A 19,828-nucleotide genomic window follows, 5' to 3' on the forward strand; every position below is an offset into this window, starting at 1 on the left:
AGAACCCTCGCCGGGGTTGTCAGGCACCCCGGCAGGCTCAAGGCTCCAGCCCGATGCCCCGCAGAATCACGCTGGTCACCGTCTGTACCGCCCGCTCGAACGCCATGTCCGACAGCGGCTGCCCATCATTGAGCAAAGCCACCTGATAACCGAAATCGGCGTAATGCTGAGTCGAAGCCCAGATCATGTAGAGCAGCGCCGACGGCTCGACCGGGAGGATGCGCCCCTCCTCCACCCACCGCCGGATCTTGGCTTCCTTCAACTGCGCCCAAGGCACCAGCGAATCGTCCAGGCTGCCTCCCAGCAGCGGCGCGCCATGGAGGATTTCCTCGGCCCAGACCTTCGAGCCCAGCGGCCGCGAGCGCGAGTGCCCCATCTTGGCGCGGATATAGCTGGTCAGCACGACGCGCGGGTCGTCGAAGCGCTCGAAACAGAGGGCATCCTGCTTCCAGACGTCCAGCAGGTCCTGCAGTACCGCGCGGTAGAGTTCGTCCTTGGTACTGAAGTAGTAATGCAGGTTGGAACGCGGCAACTGCGCACGCTCGGCGATGTCGCCCATGGAGGTGACGCCGTAGCCCTGTTCGGCGAACACCTGCTCGGCTGCCTGGAGGATCTTCTCGATATTGCGACGGCGGATCTCGATCTTGTGGTTGGCCATAGGGCGTCCGAAGCGGCTGGAACCTGTCAAGGCTAACACGCAGGCGCCAGGACTGCGCTCTGCAGATCGACCACTGTGCTTCGTCTGACAGTTGTAGCGTCACAACTGCGCACCCGCTCTGGAACCCCTGCCCATGCGTCCGACCCTTCCACTTTCGTTACTGGCCCTGTTGGTCAGCACCGCCACCCATGCCGCCGAGCGCATCGAGCTCGAACAGGTGCTGATCCAGGACCGCCAGCAATCCGAGCAGGAGGCCGCCGCCGAACGATTGCGCGAGATCCCTGGCGCCAGCAACCTGGTGGATATGGAAACCGTCGGCCAGGGACGCGTGGCCAGCAACCAGGATGTGCTGGCCTACCAGCCGGGCGTGTTCGCCCAGTCGGCGGGCAACGACGGGATCAAGCTGTCGATCCGGGGCTCGGGTATCAACCGCGCGCCTGGCGCCCATGGCTCGGGGGTCTACACGATGTTCGACGGCTTGCCGCTGACCGGCCCCGGCGGGACGCCCTACGAGCTGTTCGAACCCTTGTGGCTGAGCCGCGCCGAGGTACTGCGCGGCGCCAACGGCTTCGAGCAGGGCGCCCTGGCTCTGGGCGGTGCGATCAACTACGTGACCCACACCGGCCATGACGCCGCCCCGCTGCAACTGCGCTATGAGGTCGGCAGCCACGGCTACCAGCGCCGGCACATCAGCTCTGGCCAGGTGCTGGGCAACCTCGACTACTACGTGGCGCTGACCGACGCCGAGTACGACGGCTACCAGCGACACAGCAGCGGCAGTGCCAAGGGCATCGCCGCCAATGTCGGCTATCGCTTCAACCCGAATCTGGAAACGCGCTTCTACCTGCGCTACCGGGAAACCGAGAACGACCTGGCCGGGCGCCTGACCAAGGCGCAGATCAAGCATCACCCGCGCGCCGCCAACCCGGCCTACCTCGCCCGCGATGACAGCCGTCCCCAGCCCGGCAGCACCTGGGTGGGCAACAAGACCACCTTCTTCCTCGACGACGACTCACGCCTGGAGGCCGGGCTGGTCTACCACGACTACCCGATGGACCTGCGCGAAGGCCCGATGCGCCTGAAGGTGGCCTACACCGATGTCAGCGGCACGCTCAACTATCTGCGTCGCGACACCTTGTTCGGCCACGAGAGCAAGACCACCGTTGGCTGGCGCACCACCAAGCACCTGCCCAACAGCGGCGCCTCGCAGTTCGCCCGCAATGGCGATGTGTTCGGCCCGCGCAGCCGCGACTTCAGCTACCAGGGCTCGGACACCGTGCTGCACCTGGGCAACGATCTGGAGCTGGTCCCCAACCTGTGGCTGACCACGGGCCTTGCCATGATCTACACCCGCCGAGAAAGTGCTGTCACCTTCCCCGCCAACGGCGGCAAGGTCAGCCAGCATGACTGGGACTACGCACCACGCCTGGGCCTGCGCTACGACATCGATCCGCAGACCCAGGTCTACGGCAACCTCAGTCGCTCCGTCGAACCACCGCACCCCTGGTCGTTGATCTGGAGTTCGACCGTTGCAACGCAACCGATCGAGATGCAGAACCAGACGGCCACCACCCTGGAGCTGGGGGCCCGCGGCGACTCGGTGCTGGGGCGCTGGGACCTGGCCTGGTACTACTCGCAGGTGCGTCACGAGCTGCTGGCAGTGGAAATCGTGCCGGGCCAGCCGTTCAAGGAGTTCAACGCCAGCGCCACCGTGCACCAGGGCATCGAAGCTGGTCTGGACAGCACGCTGTGGGAGCAGCCGGGCAGTGGCAAGCTGTCTCTGCGCCAGGCCTATACCTTCAGCGACTTCCATTACCGCGACGATGACCGCTTCGGCGACAACCGTTTGCCGGGCATCCCCATGCATTACTACCAGGCGGAGCTACGTTACGACTGGCCGAGCGGTTTCTACGCCGGGGTGAACACGCAACTGGCCTCCAAGGTGCAGGTGGACTACGCCAACAGCTATCACGCCGATGCCTACGCCCTACTGGGCGCGCGTCTGGGCTGGGATTCGCCCAAGCGCGACTGGCAGACCTGGCTCGACCTGCGCAACCTGACCAACAAGCGCTACGCCGCGACGGTGACACCAGGGTACGACGATGCCGGGCTGGATGCTGCGCGCTCGACCCCGGGAGAAGGGTTCGGGATGTATGCGGGGGTTTCGTACAGCTTCCGCTAGCGATTAGCCGGGGCTAATTGAACTGCACCCTGCAGGAGCAGCATTACGCTGCTCCTGCCCTTGGGTAGATCGAGTCAGGACGGCAACTGCACCTGCGGTGTGGTCTCGGTGAAGATCGTCCAGCTGGAAATGAACAACGCGGCGATCAACGGCCCGATCACGAAGCCGTTGAGGCCGAACACCGCCAGCCCGCCCAGGGTCGACACCAGGATCAGGTAGTCGGGCATGCGCGTATCCTTGCCCACCAGGATAGGGCGCAGCAGGTTGTCCACCAGCCCGATCACCAGCACGCCGAACGCCGTCAGCACGATGCCCTGCCACATCGCGCCGGTCAGCAGGAAATACACCGCAACCGGCCCCCAGACGATCCCGGCACCCACCGCAGGCAACAGCGACAAGAACGCCATCAGCACCGCCCACACCAGCGCACTGGGAATATCCAGCACCCAGAAGATCAAGCCGCCCAGCGCGCCCTGGGTGATCGCCACCAACAGGTTGCCCTTCACCGTGGCCCGCACCACACGGTTGAACTTCAACTGCAAGCGGCGCTTCTGCTGCTCGGGCAGCGGCACGGCCTGACGGACCTTGCGCGCCAGCTCCGGCCCTTCACGCAGGAAGAAGTACAGCAGGTAGAGCATGATGCCGAAGCTCACCAGGAAGTCGAAGGTGCCCTGGCCAAAACTGAAAGCCTGGCTGGCAAGGAACTGGCTACCCTGTGTCGCCCACTTGGTGATCTTGTCGCGCAGGCCATCGAGATTGCCCATGCCCATGCGGTCCAGGCCGTTCTGGGCGAAGTGCGGCAGCATGTCCTTGCCGCGCTCGATGTAGCCGGCGATATCCAGTTGGCCGCTTTCGATGCGCTGGTACAGTGTTGCCCCTTCCTGGACCAGCAGGGCACTGATGATGATCACCGGCAGGATCGCAATCATCAGGCAGGTGGCCAAGGTAGCGCCGGCCGCCAGGTTGCGCCGACGGTTGAAACGCAGCAGCAGGTTGCGCTGCAGCGGTGCGAACAGGATGCCGAGGATCACGGCCCAGAAGATCGCGCCGTAGTACGGCAGCAGTATCCAGAAGAATGCGATGGTGACCAGCGCCAGCAATACGGCCAGGGCTCTGTTCTGTAGAGCAGTTTGATTCATGGGCTTTCCTCGATTGTCCTGGACCTTAGTGCACAGCGTAGAGGCAAAAGTGCCATCAGCAGCGCTTGATCCAGGTCAATACCGCGTTCCGGGCCCGGTCGTAGCATCCGCACCTTTTGCCCCGGTGCCCCCATGAACCCTCTTGCCAAGCCCGAACTGCTGGCCCCCGCCGGCTCGCTGAAGACCCTGCGCTACGCCTTCGCCTATGGCGCCGATGCGGTCTACGCCGGCCAGCCGCGCTACAGCTTGCGGGTGCGCAACAACGAATTCGACCACGCCAACCTGGCCCTGGGCATCCAGGAAGCGCACGCCCTGGGCAAGCGCTTCTACGTGGTGGTCAACATCGCGCCGCACAACGCCAAGCTCAAGACCTTCCTCAAGGACCTGGCGCCCGTGATCGAGATGGCACCCGATGCGTTGATCATGTCCGACCCCGGGCTGATCATGCTGGTGCGCCAGCATTTCCCACAGATGCCCGTGCACCTGTCGGTGCAGGCCAACACAGTGAACTGGGCCAGCGTGCAGTTCTGGCAACAGCTGGGCCTGAGCCGGGTGATTCTGTCGCGCGAGCTGTCGCTGGAAGAGATCGGGGAAATCCGCCAGCAAGTACCTGACATGGAACTGGAGGTCTTCGTCCATGGCGCACTGTGCATGGCCTATTCCGGGCGCTGCCTGTTGTCGGGCTACCTGAACAAGCGCGACGCCAACCAGGGCAGCTGCACCAATGCCTGTCGCTGGAAGTACCAGGCGACCCCGGCAGGGGAAAACGCCACCGGCGACATCGTGCGTGAGTGCGAACCGACCTTGGGCATTGGCGCGCCCACCGAACAGGTGTTCCTGCTGCAGGAGGGCAATCGCCCGGGTGAAGAGATGCCTGCGTTCGAGGACGAACACGGCACCTACATCATGAACGCCAAGGATCTGCGCGCGGTACAGCACGTCGAGCGCCTGACCCGGATGGGCGTGCACTCGCTGAAGATCGAAGGACGGACCAAATCGCACTTCTACTGCGCCCGTGCCGTGCAGTCCTACCGCCAGGCGATCGACGACGCCGTCGCCGGTCGGCCCTTCGATCGCAGCCTGATGGACAACCTCGAGTCCCTGGCCCAGCGCGGCTACACCGAAGGCTTCCTGCGCCGCCATGTGCACGACGAGTACCAGAACTACCAGCGCGGCAACTCGGTCTCGGAGCGCCAACAGTTCGTTGGCGAACTGACGGGGCTGCGTATCGACGGGCTGGCCGAGGTGAAGGTGAAGAACCGCTTCGCACTGGGCGACACCCTCGAACTGATGACCCCTCGCGGCAACTACCACTTCGAGCTCGCCCGGCTGGGTGATCGCCAAGGCCAGGCCATCGAGGTGGCTCCAGGCGACGGGCACCTGGTGTACCTGCCGATTCCGGAGCAGGTATCGCTCGAATTCGGGCTGCTGATGCGCGACCTGCCTGTGCAGGAGGCCCTGGGCTGACAACGCTGTAATGACAGCCTCAGCTGGCTGACAGGAACGGTGGTGGATCATCGGGCTATTCCAAGGCCGTTCGCAGGCAAGCCCAGGGCTACGAAAGGCGCGCCCGATCGCGACAAGGCCTCTACCCAAGCCCTGCCTGAGGCCGTTTATGCCCCACAGCCCCTCCCGTCGCACCTTCGTCAAAGGCCTCGGCGCCGCCACCGCAGTGGCCGGCCTGGGCCTCTGGCGCCCACTGGCCAGCGCCGCCGAAGGCCATCGCCCAGGCCAACCGCTGCAGGGTCAGGACTTCGAACTGTACGTGGGCCAGACCGCCGTCAACATCACCGGCCGCCCCCGCACTGCCCTCACCGTCAACGGCAGTTTGCCCGGCCCGCTGCTGCGCTGGCGCGAAGGTGACAGCGTAACCTTGCGCGTACGCAACCGCCTGGCCGAACCCACCTCGATCCACTGGCACGGCATCATCCTGCCCGCCAACATGGACGGTGTTCCGGGCCTGAGCTTCGCCGGCATCGAACCTGGCGGCGACTACCTTTACCACTTCACCCTGCGCCAGAGTGGCACCTACTGGTACCACAGCCATTCCGGGCTGCAAGAGCAGGCGGGGGTCTATGGGGCAATCGTCATCGAACCGCGCGAGGCCGAGCCACACGCCTACCAGCGCGACCATGTGCTGCTGTTCAGCGACTGGAGCGATCAGGCCCCTGAAGCACTGCTGGCGACGCTCAAGAAGCAGTCCGACGCCTTCAACTACCACAAGCTCACCGTGGGTGACTTCATCGAGGATGTCGCTCGCGACGGCTGGCGCAAGACCGTCGACGAGCGCCTGATGTGGGCCGGCATGCGCATGAGCCCCACCGACCTTGCCGACATCAGCGCGGCCACCTACAGCTACCTGCTCAACGGCCAGCCGCCGGACGGCAACTTCACCTGCCTGTTCCGCCCCGGCGAGACGGTACGCCTGCGCCTGATCAACGCCTCGGCCATGACCTACTTCGACTTCCGCATCCCCGGCCTGAAACTCACCGTGATCGCCGCAGACGGCCTACCTGTGGTGCCGGTGACGGTCGACGAACTGCGCATCGCCGTGGCCGAAACCTTCGACGTACTGGTCGAGCCGGGCGATGCGCCAGCCTACACGCTGTTCGCCCAGAGCATGGACCGCACCGGCTTTGCCCGTGGCACCCTGGCACATGCTCACGGCCAGCAGGCGCCCGTCCCTGCAACGGACCCACGCCCCCGCCTGACCTTTAACGACATGGGGCACGGCGGCATGGGCGGCACCGCAATGGCAGACATGCCTGGCATGGACCACGCCAGCATGGCCAGCATGGATCACGCGGCAATGGCCGCCATGCAGCCACACCCGGCCAGCGAGACTGACAACCCGCTGGTCGACATGCAGACCATGGCGCCCCGCCCAAACCTGGGCGACCCCGGTATCGGCCTGCGCGACAACGGCCGCCGGGTGCTGACCTACGCCGACCTGCGCAGCCGTTTCGAAGACCCCGACGGCCGCCCGCCTTCACGCGATATCGAACTGCACCTCACCGGCCACATGGAGCGCTTTGCCTGGTCATTCGACGGCGTGAAGTTCAGCGACGCCCAGCCGCTGCGCCTTACCTATGGCGAGCGGGTGCGCATCACCCTGGTCAACGACACCATGATGGCCCACCCCATTCACCTGCATGGCATGTGGAGCGACCTGGAGGATGAGCAGGGCAACTTCATGGTGCGCAAGCACACCCTCGATATCCCGCCCGGCACTCGCCGCAGCTACCGGGTCAGTGCCGACGCCCTGGGCCGCTGGGCCTACCACTGCCACCTGCTCTACCACATGGAGACCGGCATGTTCCGCGAGGTACGGGTCGATGAATGAGTTCAACAGCCGCTGGATCCTGACCAGCATCACACTGCTGGTGCTACTGGCCAGCGAAGAGGCGCGCGCACAGCAGAACCCGACCCAGCCCAGCACGGCGTTGCCGGTCATCACCGATGCCGACCGCCGCGCCGCCTTCCCCCTTTTGCCGGGCCACCAGGTACATGACGATGCACTGAACGGCGCGGTGATCGTCGATCAACTCGAATACCAGCACTTCGACAACAGCGGCGTGCTGAACTGGAATGCCACCGCATGGATCGGCGGCGACATCGATCGCCTGTGGCTGCGCAGCGAAGGCGAACGTGAACAGGGCATCACCCACAAGGCCGAACTGCAGGCGCTATGGGGCCATGCCATCAGCCCCTGGTGGGAGCTGGTCGGTGGTATACGCCAGGACTTCAAACCTGCCAGCGGCCAGGCCTGGGCAGCGTTCGGCATCCAAGGTACGCCGCTGTATGGGCTGGAGTTCGAAGCCACCGCTTATGCCGGCGAGCGACAGCAGACGGCGCTGCGCCTGGAGTCCAGTTACGCTATGCTGCTGACCAATCGCTGGATCCTCGAACCGAACATCGAAGCCAACTTCTTCGGCCGTAACGACGCCGGGCGCGAACAAGGTTCGGGGCTGGCCGAAAGCGAAGTTGGCCTGCGCCTGCGCTATGAAATCACCCGCAGCTTCGCGCCCTATGTCGGCGTCAGTTTCAACCGCGTGCACGGTACACGCGCCGACCAGGCCCGTGAAGACGGCGACGACCCCGCGCAGACCCGTCTGGTCGCAGGTGTGCGCCTGCGTTTTTGAAGGAGTTCGACCATGCTACACAAACACCTGATGGCCTTTGGACTGCTGGCAATCAGTGGCCTGGCCCAGGCCGCCGACGTCATCGATGTCTACCGCGACCCCAACTGCGGCTGCTGCAAACAGTGGATCAGCCATCTGCGCGACAACGGTTTCACGGTCAACGACCATGTCGAGCCGAACATGAGCGCGGTCAAGCAGCGCCTGGGCGTCGCACCACGCCTGGCGTCTTGCCATACCGGCGTGATCGACGGCAAGTTCGTCGAAGGGCATGTGCCCGCCGAACAGGTGCGCCTGTTGGCCAAACGCAGCGATCTCAAGGGGCTGGCCGTGCCGGGCATGCCCATGGGCTCGCCTGGCATGGAAATGGGTGACCACAAGGATGCCTATCAGGTCATCGGCCTGACCCAGGACGGCCAGGACACTGTGGTCGCCGAATACTGATGCTCAGTCTCTGGGCGCTGTTTTTCAGCGCCTTTGGCGCGGCCACCTTGCTGCCGCTGCAGTCCGAGGCGGTGCTGGTCGGCTTGCTCCTGCGCGACCCCGACGCCTGGCTCACGCTGTTGCTGGTAGCGACCCTGGGCAACGTGCTCGGCTCGCTGGTCAACTGGCTGCTGGGCCGAGCGATCGAGCGCTTTCGCGAAAAACGCTGGTTTCCGTTCAGCGCCAGCCAGCTGCAAAGTGCGCAACGACGCTACCAACGCTGGGGCCAGTGGTCGCTGCTGCTGAGCTGGATGCCCGTGATCGGCGATCCACTGACCCTGATCGCAGGCATCATGCGCGAACCATTCTGGCGCTTCCTGCTATTGGTCACCCTGGCCAAGGCCGGGCGTTACCTGGTGGTCGCGATGATCACCCTGGGCTGGTTTCACAACGGGTAACACCTTTCACGGTTCCGAAGGTCAACTGACTGCTACAGTCGCCTTTTCCTACTTGAACCTACACGGAGTACCCCGATGCTGCGCGCAACCGCCCTGGCCCTGGCCTGCCTCGTCGGCAGCTCGGCCATCGCCGCCGAGTCGCCCACCTACGGCAAACAGCTCGAAGGTTTCACCTACCCTCACCCGCTCAAGCACTTCGCTCTCACCTCCCAAGGCCAAGCCCTGCAGATGGGCTACATGGATGTCCCTGCGCAGGGCAAGGCCAATGGTCGCAGCGTGGTGCTGATGCATGGCAAGAACTTCTGCGCCGCCACCTGGGAAACCACCATCGATGCCCTGAGCAAGGCCGGCTACCGGGTCATCGCCCCGGACCAGATCGGCTTCTGCACCTCGAGCAAGCCGGAGCACTACCAGTACAGCTTCCAGCAACTGGCCGACAACACCCATGCACTGCTTCAACAGCTTGGCATCGACAAGGTCAACGTGCTGGGCCACTCCACCGGTGGCATGCTCGCCACCCGCTATGCGCTGATGTACCCACAGCAGGTGGAGCGACTGGCCATGGTCAATCCGATCGGCCTGGAAGACTGGAAAGCCCTGGGCGTGCCGTATCGCAGTGTCGATCAATGGTATCAGCGTGAACTCAAGCTCGATGCCGAAGGCGTGCGCAACTACGAGCGCAACACCTACTACGCCGGGCGCTGGAAACCGGAATACGAGCGATGGGTACAGATGCTGGTGGGCTTGAACAAAGGGCCAGGGCACGAGGCGGTGGCATGGAACTCGGCGCTGATCTACGACATGATCTTCACCCAGCCTGTGGTCTACGAGTTCAAGGACTTGAAGATGCCGACGCTGTTGCTGATCGGCGACAAGGATACTACCGCCATCGGCAGCGACATCGCCCCGCCAGAGGTCAAGGCCCGCCTGGGCAAATACGCAGAGCTCGGACCGCAGGTGGCCAAGCTGATTCCCCAGGGGCAACTGGTCACCTTCGCGGGCATGGGTCATGCCCCACAGATCGAGGAACCTGAAGCGTTCCACAAAGCCTTGATCAACTGGTTGCAGCAGTAGCTCTCGCCTTGCGGCAAGCTGGGAGCGGCCTGCTACGGCCACAAGGCCGCTCCTGAACAGACGGCGCGGGCAAAGCTGTCACGCCCGCCAGACCTGCTCTTCGCTCCACCCCAGTTCGGCAAAATCATCCGCACGCAGGGGCGCTTCCTCCTCGCAGAAGAATTCGTCCAGCTGCGGCGGGCGCACCGAGGTGTCGCTGAGCATCGCATGCACCTGCCCGCGGTGATGGATCTGGTGTTCGAACAGGTGCGCGAGCAGGCGCAGGCGCTGCTCGCGCTGGACCCGGTCAGGCCGCACGATACTCACATAGCGCCGCAACTGGTCGTCACGCAACAGTCGGCAATACGCGATCAGGCGCTGGTCGGCCTGGGCCTGCTGGGCGTGCAGGTCGGTGCAGGTAGCAAACGGCTGTTCAGGCTCGAAGAAGCGCTCGCCATCCGCCTCGGGGGCTTCACCGCGCTGCTCGCACTCCAGGGCATTGAGGTAGAACCAGTCCACCGTCAGCAGGTGATTGAGCGTGGCCTTGATCGAGGGAAAGAAGCTGCAACGGGGGGCGACGAACTCGTCGTGATTCAGTTGCAGGCATGCCTTGTAAAGGCGATGGTTGGCCCAGCCATTGTTGTAGGCCTGGGTCAGCAGATGGTGCGACAGCAGCTCCATGGTCGGCTCCTTCAGGCGAAGCGTTGCAGTTGCATCTCCCGCAGCCGGCTCAGGGTCCGCCTGAACGGGAACGCCAGATACCCTTGAGTGTAGAGCGCTTCGAGCGCAACCTCCGCTTCCAGGTACAAGGCGACCCGACGGTCGTAGCATTCGTCGACCAATGCGATGAAACGCCGCACACTGTCATCGCGGGGCGACAGCGCCGGTAACTGGCGATCACCAGCCACTACACGCCGGGCGCCGTCCTCGGTTCCGCGGGCGATGCGCCCGGCACGTTGCACCCCGCCCAGTGCTGGCAGCCCCTCCAGCAGGATGGCCGTATAGCGGTCACACAGGGCCATGAACTCAGTCGCCGCCAGCGGTTGCTCGCACAGGTCGGCGAAGCGGCACCAGATCACCTGCTCGCTGCGGCGAATCACCTGGATCTGCCGCGAACCGACCTGCAACGGTTGGTCGGTGCCGGGGTCATCCGCGCTCAGTTGCCGGAATACCTCGACCATTGCGCCGGGCTTGCCCGCCTCGGCAATCCAGTAGCGCTGGCGTTGTTCGCCGGGGTGCAGGCGGTGGTCCTGTTCACCGGCCACGGAAACGATCTGCATGTGCCGCTGGATCGCGGCAATGGCCGGCAAGAAGCGCTCCCGATTGAATCCGTCGAGATACAACTGGTCGGGCGGCTGGTTGGACGTAGCGACGATCACCACGCCCTGGTCGAACAGCACCTGAAACAGGCGCCCCAGGATGATCGCGTCGCCAATATCGCTGACAAACAGCTCATCGAAGCACAGTACGCGGATATCCCTGGCCAGCTCTTGGGCCAACGCATGCAGTGGGTCGGCAGTGCCACTCAGCAAAAACAGGCGCTGGTGCACCCAGGCCATGAAGTGATGAAAATGCTGTCGCCGGGAAGGAACCGCAAGGCACTGCTGGAATTGATCCATCAACCAGGTCTTGCCACGTCCGACCGGGCCCCACAGGTAGACGCCCTGGCCGCTACGCCCCTGCTCCAGCACCTCGAAGCAATGCTGCAGGGCGGCAACGGCCTCAGCCTGTGCAGGATCGGCGGCAAAGCCTTGCTGCAGGATGGCTTGCTGATAAAGGGCGTAGGGCGTCATGGCGATGGGTCGTGGGCAAATCGCCATGGTAATGGGGGTTTCCCGGATCCGCCATCAACTCCCGCTCAGGCCTACCTTGAGCAGCGCCCCATCCTTGGCGTCGGTCAGCACGTAAAGGTAACCGTCCGGCCCCACTCGCACATCACGAATACGCGCCTTGAGTTCCCCCAACAGGCGCTCTTCGTGGACGATCTTGTCACCGTCGAGCTGCAGACGAATCAGCTCCTGGGTGGCCAACGCACCGATGAACAGGTTGTGATCCCAGGCCTTGAAGGTCGGGCTGTCGTAGAAGGCCATGCCACTGATACCTGGGGACTTCTCCCACACATGGTGCGGATCTTCCATACCCTGGACATGCTTGCCCTTGGCCTCGGGGATCGGCATCAGCGAGTAGTTGATGCCATGGGTCGCGATCGGCCAACCGTAGTTCTTTCCTGCCTGGGGAATGTTGATCTCATCGCCGCCGCGTGGGCCATGCTCGTGGGTCCAGAGCTTGCCTGTCCAAGGGTTGAGCGCCGCGCCCTGCTGGTTGCGGTGGCCGTACGACCAGATTTCCGGGCGCACATTCTTCTGGCCGACGAAGGGGTTGTCCTTGGGCACCTCGCCATCAGGCAGGATGCGGACCAGCTTGCCCTGCAACTTGTCCAGGTCCTGGGCGGTGGGGCGCTGGTTGTTCTCGCCCAAGGCAATGAATAGATACCCGTCGCGGTCGAACACCAGTCGCGAACCGAAGTGGTTACCGTCAGACAGCTTGGGTTGCTGGCGGAAGATCACGGTGAAATTTTCCAGGCGCGCGCGGTCCTGCGACAGCTGGCCACGTCCGACCGCCGTGCCTCCCTTGCCGTCCGCGCCCTCCTCGGCATACGACAGGTACACCGTGCGATCCTGGTTGAACTCCGGCGAAAGCACCACATCCAGCAGACCGCCCTGCCCTTGCGCCCAGACCTTGGGCACCCCTGACAGCGGCGGCCCGACCTTGCCTTCGGCCCCGACGATGCGCAGGTTGCCTGAGCGCTCGGTGACGAGCATATCCTTGCCCCCCGGCAGGAATGCCAAAGCCCACGGGTTGACCAGGCCATCGGCAACGGTACTGACGGTCAACTGCCCTTCTTCGCTCGGAAACTGCCTGTCGTCGGCAGCCTGCGCCAATAGCGGGAACAGCGCGGCTGCAGCCAGGGTGGTCATCCAGATACGTGACGTCATGCGGGGATCCTTCCAATCAAGAGGCTCAGGGCGCACGTTGTGAATCGCGCGGTGGCCGAGTGGGTTCCAGGTTCGGGGTCTGTTGCTGACGGCGCAGGTTGCCACCGTTGCCGATGCCGCGGTTGTCCAGCGTCGGTGGCCGCACAATCGGTTGGGTCGAGGGACCGCGCACCGGCGGCGTCGCCGGTACACTGCCTTGGCGGCTGTTGGGGTTGGCGCGCTGAATCGGACTGTTGTAGGGGTTATTGCGGTCGCTGGCGGCAAGCAAGGGCATCTGCACGGGGGCCGCGTGCGCAGGAAGGCACAGCAGCAGGCTGATGGCGAGGAAAGGCAGTGTAGGTTTCATCCTTCATCTCCGGTACGAAAAGTCGCGCCCAAGCGTTGGATAGCCTAAGGCGCTTCAGGTTCGCGACAAAAGCATGAAAACCAATGGAGTTGATTCGTGATGTTTCCTTCAGCCCGGAAGCGCTCGGGGCGACAGCGAGGGTTTCACCGATGGAATGTATTTGCCACACTCAAGGGCCCTCTACAGCCAAGGCCCCCTGACATGACCGCCTGCTTGCGTAACTCAGCCCGACTGTGCCTGGCCCTGCTGCTGGCCCTCGCTCTCAATGCCTGCGCACTGCTGCAAAACCGCGATCCGCTGAACATCAATGTCATCGGTGTCGAACCCCTGCCCGGGCAGGACCTGGAGTTGCGCATGGCAGTGAAGATACGCGTTCAGAACCCCAACGAGACGCCGGTGGACTTCAACGGTATTGCACTGAACCTGGAAGTGAACGATCAACCGTTGGCGGCAGGTGTCAGCGACCAGCGCGGGCATATCGGCCGTTATGACGAGGCGGTGATCGTGGTCCCGGTGAGCATCACCGCGTTTTCGTTCTTGCGCCAGGCGTATGGTCTCAGCCAAACCCAATCGCTACAGGGATTGCCCTATGTGCTGCGCGGGAAGCTGGCCGGCGGACCGCTGGGTACGGTGCGCTTCACCGATAAAGGCAAGCTCGATCTGCCGCAGCCTGGGGGTGCAGGCTGGTGAGGATCAGCGGTTGGCGCTGGCTGCCGCCATCATCTTGTTGACTTCGCTGCGAACCATGTCGGCGAACTCCGGGGGCGACATACCCTCCAGCTCGGCACGGACCCATTCGGCCCATTTGCCCTTGCGTCGAGGTTTCTCGGCGATCATTCGGGCTGCTTCACCCTTGGCCTTGCCGAGGTTGCTCTGCCAAAGCTGAAACAGTCGGGCTTTTTCCGCCTCGATCTGCGCGCGTTCGGCGAAATCTCTGTTGGCCAGATTGAAACTCATGGTCTTTCCTGCCGCTTGAAAATGAGCGCTATCTTACACCTAGCGGCGAGGCGCTGGTATGCCGGTGCAACTTTCGACGCACGCCGTTATCCACTGTACAAGTCAATCCATCTACGAGGACGTGTTCATGGCCAGGAAATCCACCGCAACAGTCGACAGCGATCAGATCAAGGACCAGGTATTCAGTGAGCTGCAGGCCTTGATCGAGGAGTCCGAAAAGCTTCTCGACGACAGCGCCTCACTGGTGGGCGAAGAAGCCGACACCTTGCGCGCCCAGCTTGGCCTGAAGCTACGTCAGGCACGCCAGGCCACCAGTCGTCTGGGGCAGAAGGCACAGCCGGTGGTAGATGCCACGCAGGAGTACATTGGTGGTCATCCGTGGCAGACCGTCGCGATTTCCGCAGGTTTCGGGCTGGTGGTCGGCTTGCTGCTCGGCCGTCGTCAGTAAGCTGACGCGCCCCCACGGGCCCGCTCGCCCTCAGGCGGGCTGGGCCATCGGGATGCCGCTGTGAAAGCGCATCTCCATATCTGGCGAGCTGATCAGCTCGGCTTCCACTTCCCTCACCTTCTCCACCACCCGCGCGATATCAGCTTGTTCACCATAGTGGTGCGCCAGTTTCAGGTAGCCCTGGTAATGACGTGCTTCACTCTTGAGCAGGCCGTGGTAGAAGGTGCCAAGCTCCTGATCCAGGTGTGGCGCCAACGCTGCGAAACGCTCACAGCTGCGCGCCTCGATAAAAGCGCCGACGACCAGGGTATCGACCAGCTTGACCGGCTCGTGAGCACGCACGACGCGGCGCAAGCCCGAGGCATATCGTCCTGCCGAAACAGGCCGCAGGGGGACGCCACGACGCTTCATCAGACGCAGAACCTGTTCATGGTGCACCAGCTCCTCACGAGCCAGGCGCGACATCATGTTGATCAAGTCCAGATGGGTGTTGTACTTGGCGATCAGGCTGAGCGCGGTGCTGGCGGCCTTGAACTCGCAGTTCTTGTGGTCGATCAGCAGGGTTTCCTGGTCGGCGAGCGCCGCTTCGATCCAGGCGTCAGGCGTAGGGCAGCCAAGGAAGGCGTCGATTTCAGGGGTCAGGGACATAAGCTCACAGCTGGGTAGCATCGCAGGAGCGCGGATTATACCGAGGGCGATGCCGATCGCCAGCGACTATGCTTGATACACATCAAACGGCGCGACACAGACCGCCGACTATAGTCAGGCATTGGCCTTCATATCCCAACGGAGTCATGCCCATGCAAGCCGTTCGCAGCATCCTCGTCGTACTCGACCCCGAGCACGCCCACAGCCGGGCGTTGACCCGGGCCAAGCTGATCGCCGGGGTGACCGGCGCACGCCTGCATCTGCTGATGTGCGACAAGAAGCAGGACCATAGCGCCCTGCTCAGCCTGCTCAGTAGCCAACTGCATGATGATGGCTACGACAATGTCACCCATGAGCAGGCCTGGCATGACACGCTGCATGAGTCGATTATCAGTGTGCAGCAAGCCGAAGGGTGCGAACTGGTGATCAAGGAGCATCGTCCGGACAATCCGCTGCGCAAGGCGCTGCTCACACCCAGCGACTGGAAACTGTTGCGCCAATGCCCCTGCGCCGTGCTGATGGTCAAAAGCGAACGGCCTTGGACCGGCGGCAAGATCCTCGCAGCGGTGGATGTGGGGAATCAGGACGGGGATCATCGGCGGCTACATGCCAGCATCATCGACCATGGCTATGCAATCGCCAGCCTGGCCAAAGGCGAGTTGCATGTGATCAGTGCTCATCCCTCGCCGATGCTGTCGGCGTCCGACCCGGTGTATCAGCTCAGCGAAACCATCGAAAAGCGTTACCGCGAAGCGTGCTCGGCATTCCAGGCGGAGTTCGATATCAGCGAGGATCGCCTGCATGTCGCCGAGGGGCCTGCCGATGTACTGATTCCCTATACCGAGAAACAGATCGATGCGGTGGTCACCATCGTCGGTACCGTTGCGCGCACGGGGATATCTGGCGCCTTGATCGGCAACACCGCCGAGGTGGTGCTTGATTCACTCGAGGGGGATGTACTGGTGCTCAAGAGCGAGGAGGCCACGACGCACCTGGCCGAGTTGGCGCGCGGTTGATTGCGATACAGATCGGTTTTTCAGTCGCTGTTTCGGACGGCCAGAAAGACAAAACCCCTACCTGCTCGCGCAGATAGGGGTTTTGCGAAATGAATCTTGACGATGACCTACTCTCACATGGGGAAACCCCACACTACCATCGGCGATGCATCGTTTCACTGCTGAGTTCGGGATGGGATCAGGTGGTTCCAATGCTCTATGGTCGTCAAGAAATTCGGTTGCCAGTGCGTCCTTGCAGACACGCCAGCCAATTCGGATATGTGATCTTTGTGGGTCGCTTCGAACTTTCGGTTCGTTTCGTCTTCACCACCGCAATCTGCAAAGCAAATTGCTTGGGTGTTATATGGTCAAGCCTCACGGGCAATTAGTATTGGTTAGCTCAACGCCTCACAGCGCTTACACACCCAACCTATCAACGTCGTAGTCTTCGACGGCCCTTTAGGGGATTCAAGATCCCAGTGAGATCTCATCTTGAGGCAAGTTTCCCGCTTAGATGCTTTCAGCGGTTATCTCTTCCGAACATAGCTACCCGGCAATGCCACTGGCGTGACAACCGGAACACCAGAGGTTCGTCCACTCCGGTCCTCTCGTACTAGGAGCAGCCCCTCTCAAATCTCAAACGTCCACGGCAGATAGGGACCGAACTGTCTCACGACGTTCTAAACCCAGCTCGCGTACCACTTTAAATGGCGAACAGCCATACCCTTGGGACCGGCTTCAGCCCCAGGATGTGATGAGCCGACATCGAGGTGCCAAACACCGCCGTCGATATGAACTCTTGGGCGGTATCAGCCTGTTATCCCCGGAGTACCTTTTATCCGTTGAGCGATGGCCCTTCCATACAGAACCACCGGATCACTAAGACCTACTTTCGTACCTGCTCGACGTGTGTGTCTCGCAGTCAAGCGCGCTTTTGCCTTTATACTCTACGACCGATTTCCGACCGGTCTGAGCGCACCTTCGTACTCCTCCGTTACTCTTTGGGAGGAGACCGCCCCAGTCAAACTACCCACCATACACTGTCCTCGATCCGGATCACGGACCTGAGTTAGAACCTCAAGGTTGCCAGGGTGGTATTTCAAGGATGGCTCCATGAGAACTGGCGTCCCCACTTCAAAGCCTCCCACCTATCCTACACAAGCAAGCTCAAAGTCCAGTGCAAAGCTATAGTAAAGGTTCACGGGGTCTTTCCGTCTAGCCGCGGATACACTGCATCTTCACAGCGATTTCAATTTCACTGAGTCTCGGGTGGAGACAGCGCCGCCATCGTTACGCCATTCGTGCAGGTCGGAACTTACCCGACAAGGAATTTCGCTACCTTAGGACCGTTATAGTTACGGCCGCCGTTTACCGGGGCTTCGATCAAGAGCTTCGCTTGCGCTAACCCCATCAATTAACCTTCCGGCACCGGGCAGGCGTCACACCCTATACGTCCACTTTCGTGTTTGCAGAGTGCTGTGTTTTTAATAAACAGTCGCAGCGGCCTGGTATCTTCGACCGGCATGGGCTTACGGAGCAAGTCCTTCACCCTCGCCGGCGCACCTTCTCCCGAAGTTACGGTGCCATTTTGCCTAGTTCCTTCACCCGAGTTCTCTCAAGCGCCTTGGTATTCTCTACCTAACCACCTGTGTCGGTTTGGGGTACGGTTCCCAGTTATCTGAAGCTTAGGAGCTTTTCTTGGAAGCATGGTATCAACCACTTCGCACTCTAAAGAGCGCTCGTCATCAGCTCTCGGCCTTGAAATCCCGGATTTGCCTAAGATTTCAGCCTACCACCTTAAACCTGGACAACCAACGCCAGGCTGGCCTAACCTTCTCCGTCCCTCCATCGCAATAACTGGAAGTACAGGAATATTAACCTGTTTTCCATCGACTACGCTTTTCAGCCTCGCCTTAGGGACCGACTAACCCTGCGTCGATTAACGTTGCGCAGGAAACCTTGGTCTTTCGGCGTGCGAGTTTTTCACTCGCATTGTCGTTACTCATGTCAGCATTCGCACTTCTGATACCTCCAGCAAGCTTCTCAACTCACCTTCACAGGCTTACAGAACGCTCCTCTACCGCATCACCAAAGGTGATACCCGTAGCTTCGGTGCATGGTTTGAGCCCCGTTACATCTTCCGCGCAGGCCGACTCGACTAGTGAGCTATTACGCTTTCTTTAAAGGGTGGCTGCTTCTAAGCCAACCTCCTAGCTGTCTAAGCCTTCCCACATCGTTTCCCACTTAACCATGACTTTGGGACCTTAGCTGACGGTCTGGGTTGTTTCCCTTTTCACGACGGACGTTAGCACCCGCCGTGTGTCTCCCATGCTCGGCACTTGCTGGTATTCGGAGTTTGCATCGGTTTGGTAAGTCGGGATGACCCCCTAGCCGAAACAGTGCTCTACCCCCAGCAGTGATACATGAGGCGCTACCTAAATAGCTTTCGAGGAGAACCAGCTATCTCCGAGCTTGATTAGCCTTTCACTCCGATCCACAGGTCATCCGCTAACTTTTCAACGGTAGTCGGTTCGGTCCTCCAGTCAGTGTTACCTAACCTTCAACCTGCCCATGGATAGATCGCCCGGTTTCGGGTCTATACCCAGCGACTAAAGCGCCCTATTAAGACTCGCTTTCGCTACGCCTCCCCTATTCGGTTAAGCTCGCCACTGAATATAAGTCGCTGACCCATTATACAAAAGGTACGCAGTCACCTAACAAAGTAGGCTCCCACTGCTTGTACGCATACGGTTTCAGGTTCTATTTCACTCCCCTCTCCGGGGTTCTTTTCGCCTTTCCCTCACGGTACTGGTTCACTATCGGTCAGTCAGTAGTATTTAGCCTTGGAGGATGGTCCCCCCATGTTCAGACAAAGTTTCTCGTGCTCCGTCCTACTCGATTTCACTGGCAAGAGATTTTCGTGTACGGGGCTATCACCCACTATGGCCGCACTTTCCAGAGCGTTCCACTAATCTCAAACCAGCTTAAGGGCTGGTCCCCGTTCGCTCGCCACTACTAAGGGAATCTCGGTTGATTTCTTTTCCTCAGGGTACTTAGATGTTTCAGTTCCCCTGGTTCGCCTCTTGCACCTATGGATTCAGTACAAGATACTCAGCTTATGCTGAGTGGGTTCCCCCATTCAGAGATCTCTGGATCACAGTCTGTTTGCCGACTCCCCAAAGCTTATCGCAGGCTACCACGTCTTTCATCGCCTCTGACTGCCAAGGCATCCACCGTATGCGCTTCTTCACTTGACCATATAACCCCAAGCAATCTGGTTATACTGTGAAGACGACATTCGCCGAAAATTCGTGAGAACTCACAAATTTTACCTTAGCCTGAACTACCAGCAGTGAAACTGGCATTCAGTCTATTTCTATCACATA

Annotated in this window: 18 protein-coding genes and 2 rRNA genes; 10 read left to right on the forward strand and 10 right to left on the reverse strand. The window is 61.6% G+C overall.

The annotated features are described in order from the left end of the window. Positions 1-37: 37 nt before the first annotated feature. A complete protein-coding gene (locus tag AB688_RS18965; RefSeq protein ID WP_054895334.1) occupies positions 38-658 on the reverse strand; it encodes a TetR/AcrR family transcriptional regulator in 621 nt (206 codons plus the stop codon). Positions 659-791: 133 nt separating this feature from the next. Between AB688_RS18965 and AB688_RS18970 the strand changes: the two genes are divergently transcribed. After that, positions 792-2,840: a TonB-dependent receptor family protein gene (locus tag AB688_RS18970; RefSeq protein ID WP_063545530.1), complete on the forward strand. Its 2,049-nt coding sequence runs from the start codon at positions 792-794 to the stop codon at positions 2,838-2,840. Between the two features lie 74 nt (positions 2,841-2,914). Here the strand turns inward: AB688_RS18970 and AB688_RS18975 are convergent, their stop codons facing one another. After that, a complete protein-coding gene (locus tag AB688_RS18975; protein WP_054895332.1) occupies positions 2,915-3,979 on the reverse strand; it encodes an AI-2E family transporter in 1,065 nt (354 codons plus the stop codon). A 132-nt stretch (positions 3,980-4,111) separates the two neighbouring features. Here AB688_RS18975 and yegQ point away from each other — a divergent pair, with 132 nt between their 5' ends. From yegQ to AB688_RS19005, 6 genes are all read left to right on the forward strand, one after another. Further along, on the forward strand, positions 4,112-5,446 hold the full coding sequence (gene yegQ, locus AB688_RS18980) for a tRNA 5-hydroxyuridine modification protein YegQ (RefSeq protein WP_063545531.1): 1,335 nt from the start codon (positions 4,112-4,114) through the stop codon (positions 5,444-5,446). A 148-nt stretch (positions 5,447-5,594) separates the two neighbouring features. Continuing rightward, the gene (locus AB688_RS18985; protein ID WP_063545532.1) at positions 5,595-7,322 is read left to right on the forward strand and encodes a copper resistance system multicopper oxidase; all 1,728 of its coding nucleotides are present in this window, start codon (positions 5,595-5,597) and stop codon (positions 7,320-7,322) included. Beyond that, on the forward strand, positions 7,315-8,121 hold the full coding sequence (locus AB688_RS18990) for a copper resistance protein B (RefSeq protein WP_063545533.1): 807 nt from the start codon (positions 7,315-7,317) through the stop codon (positions 8,119-8,121). The genes AB688_RS18985 and AB688_RS18990 overlap by 8 nt, the downstream gene beginning before the upstream one ends. A 12-nt stretch (positions 8,122-8,133) precedes the next feature. After that, on the forward strand, positions 8,134-8,562 hold the full coding sequence (locus tag AB688_RS18995; protein ID WP_054895330.1) for a DUF411 domain-containing protein: 429 nt from the start codon (positions 8,134-8,136) through the stop codon (positions 8,560-8,562). Then, positions 8,562-8,999, forward strand: coding sequence for a YqaA family protein (locus AB688_RS19000; protein ID WP_063545534.1), 438 nt, complete (start codon positions 8,562-8,564; stop codon positions 8,997-8,999). Before AB688_RS18995 ends, AB688_RS19000 begins: the two co-directional genes overlap by 1 nt. Positions 9,000-9,074: 75 nt before the next feature. Continuing rightward, entirely contained in the window at positions 9,075-10,073 is a 999-nt protein-coding gene (locus AB688_RS19005; protein ID WP_054895328.1) for an alpha/beta fold hydrolase, read from the forward strand. A 78-nt stretch (positions 10,074-10,151) separates the two neighbouring features. On the opposite strand, the gene AB688_RS19010 is transcribed toward AB688_RS19005, so the two are convergent. The 4 genes from AB688_RS19010 to AB688_RS19025 are packed head-to-tail and all read right to left on the reverse strand — an operon-like array spanning position 10,152 to position 13,394. Beyond that, positions 10,152-10,733 carry a DinB family protein gene (locus AB688_RS19010; RefSeq protein ID WP_063545535.1) on the reverse strand — a complete coding sequence of 194 codons (582 nt, stop codon included), beginning with the start codon at positions 10,731-10,733 and terminating at the stop codon, positions 10,152-10,154. Positions 10,734-10,744: 11 nt separating this feature from the next. Further along, complete coding sequence (zapE, locus tag AB688_RS19015; protein WP_372822409.1) at positions 10,745-11,845, reverse strand: cell division protein ZapE; 1,101 nt, start codon at positions 11,843-11,845, stop codon at positions 10,745-10,747. A gap of 54 nt (positions 11,846-11,899) precedes the next feature. Next, complete coding sequence (locus AB688_RS19020; RefSeq protein WP_063545536.1) at positions 11,900-13,048, reverse strand: PQQ-dependent sugar dehydrogenase; 1,149 nt, start codon at positions 13,046-13,048, stop codon at positions 11,900-11,902. Between the two features lie 25 nt (positions 13,049-13,073). Continuing rightward, positions 13,074-13,394 carry a hypothetical protein gene (locus AB688_RS19025; protein WP_063545537.1) on the reverse strand — a complete coding sequence of 107 codons (321 nt, stop codon included), beginning with the start codon at positions 13,392-13,394 and terminating at the stop codon, positions 13,074-13,076. 201 nt (positions 13,395-13,595) lie between these two features. Here AB688_RS19025 and AB688_RS19030 point away from each other — a divergent pair, with 201 nt between their 5' ends. After that, complete coding sequence (locus AB688_RS19030; protein WP_063545538.1) at positions 13,596-14,084, forward strand: LEA type 2 family protein; 489 nt, start codon at positions 13,596-13,598, stop codon at positions 14,082-14,084. 3 nt (positions 14,085-14,087) lie between these two features. On the opposite strand, the gene AB688_RS19035 is transcribed toward AB688_RS19030, so the two are convergent. Beyond that, positions 14,088-14,351, reverse strand: coding sequence for a hypothetical protein (locus AB688_RS19035; protein WP_054895323.1), 264 nt, complete (start codon positions 14,349-14,351; stop codon positions 14,088-14,090). A gap of 127 nt (positions 14,352-14,478) precedes the next feature. On the opposite strand from AB688_RS19035, the gene AB688_RS19040 reads away from it, so the two are divergent. Next, positions 14,479-14,799, forward strand: a complete 321-nt coding sequence (locus AB688_RS19040; protein WP_054895322.1) for a DUF883 family protein — start codon at positions 14,479-14,481, stop codon at positions 14,797-14,799. 30 nt (positions 14,800-14,829) lie between these two features. Here AB688_RS19040 and AB688_RS19045 read toward each other — a convergent pair whose 3' ends face one another. Continuing rightward, on the reverse strand, positions 14,830-15,447 hold the full coding sequence (locus AB688_RS19045) for a tRNA-(ms[2]io[6]A)-hydroxylase (RefSeq protein ID WP_063545539.1): 618 nt from the start codon (positions 15,445-15,447) through the stop codon (positions 14,830-14,832). Positions 15,448-15,599: 152 nt separating this feature from the next. Between AB688_RS19045 and AB688_RS19050 the strand changes: the two genes are divergently transcribed. Further along, positions 15,600-16,463, forward strand: coding sequence for a universal stress protein (locus AB688_RS19050; protein WP_054895320.1), 864 nt, complete (start codon positions 15,600-15,602; stop codon positions 16,461-16,463). A gap of 94 nt (positions 16,464-16,557) precedes the next feature. On the opposite strand, the gene rrf is transcribed toward AB688_RS19050, so the two are convergent. Then, positions 16,558-16,673, reverse strand: a 5S ribosomal RNA gene (gene rrf, locus AB688_RS19055). Positions 16,674-16,806: 133 nt separating this feature from the next. Beyond that, positions 16,807-19,699: ribosomal RNA gene (locus AB688_RS19060) — 23S ribosomal RNA — on the reverse strand. Positions 19,700-19,828 lie beyond the last annotated feature (129 nt).

It is taken from the genome of Pseudomonas putida (genome assembly GCF_001636055.1).
GTDB lineage: Bacteria > Pseudomonadota > Gammaproteobacteria > Pseudomonadales > Pseudomonadaceae > Aquipseudomonas > Aquipseudomonas machongensis.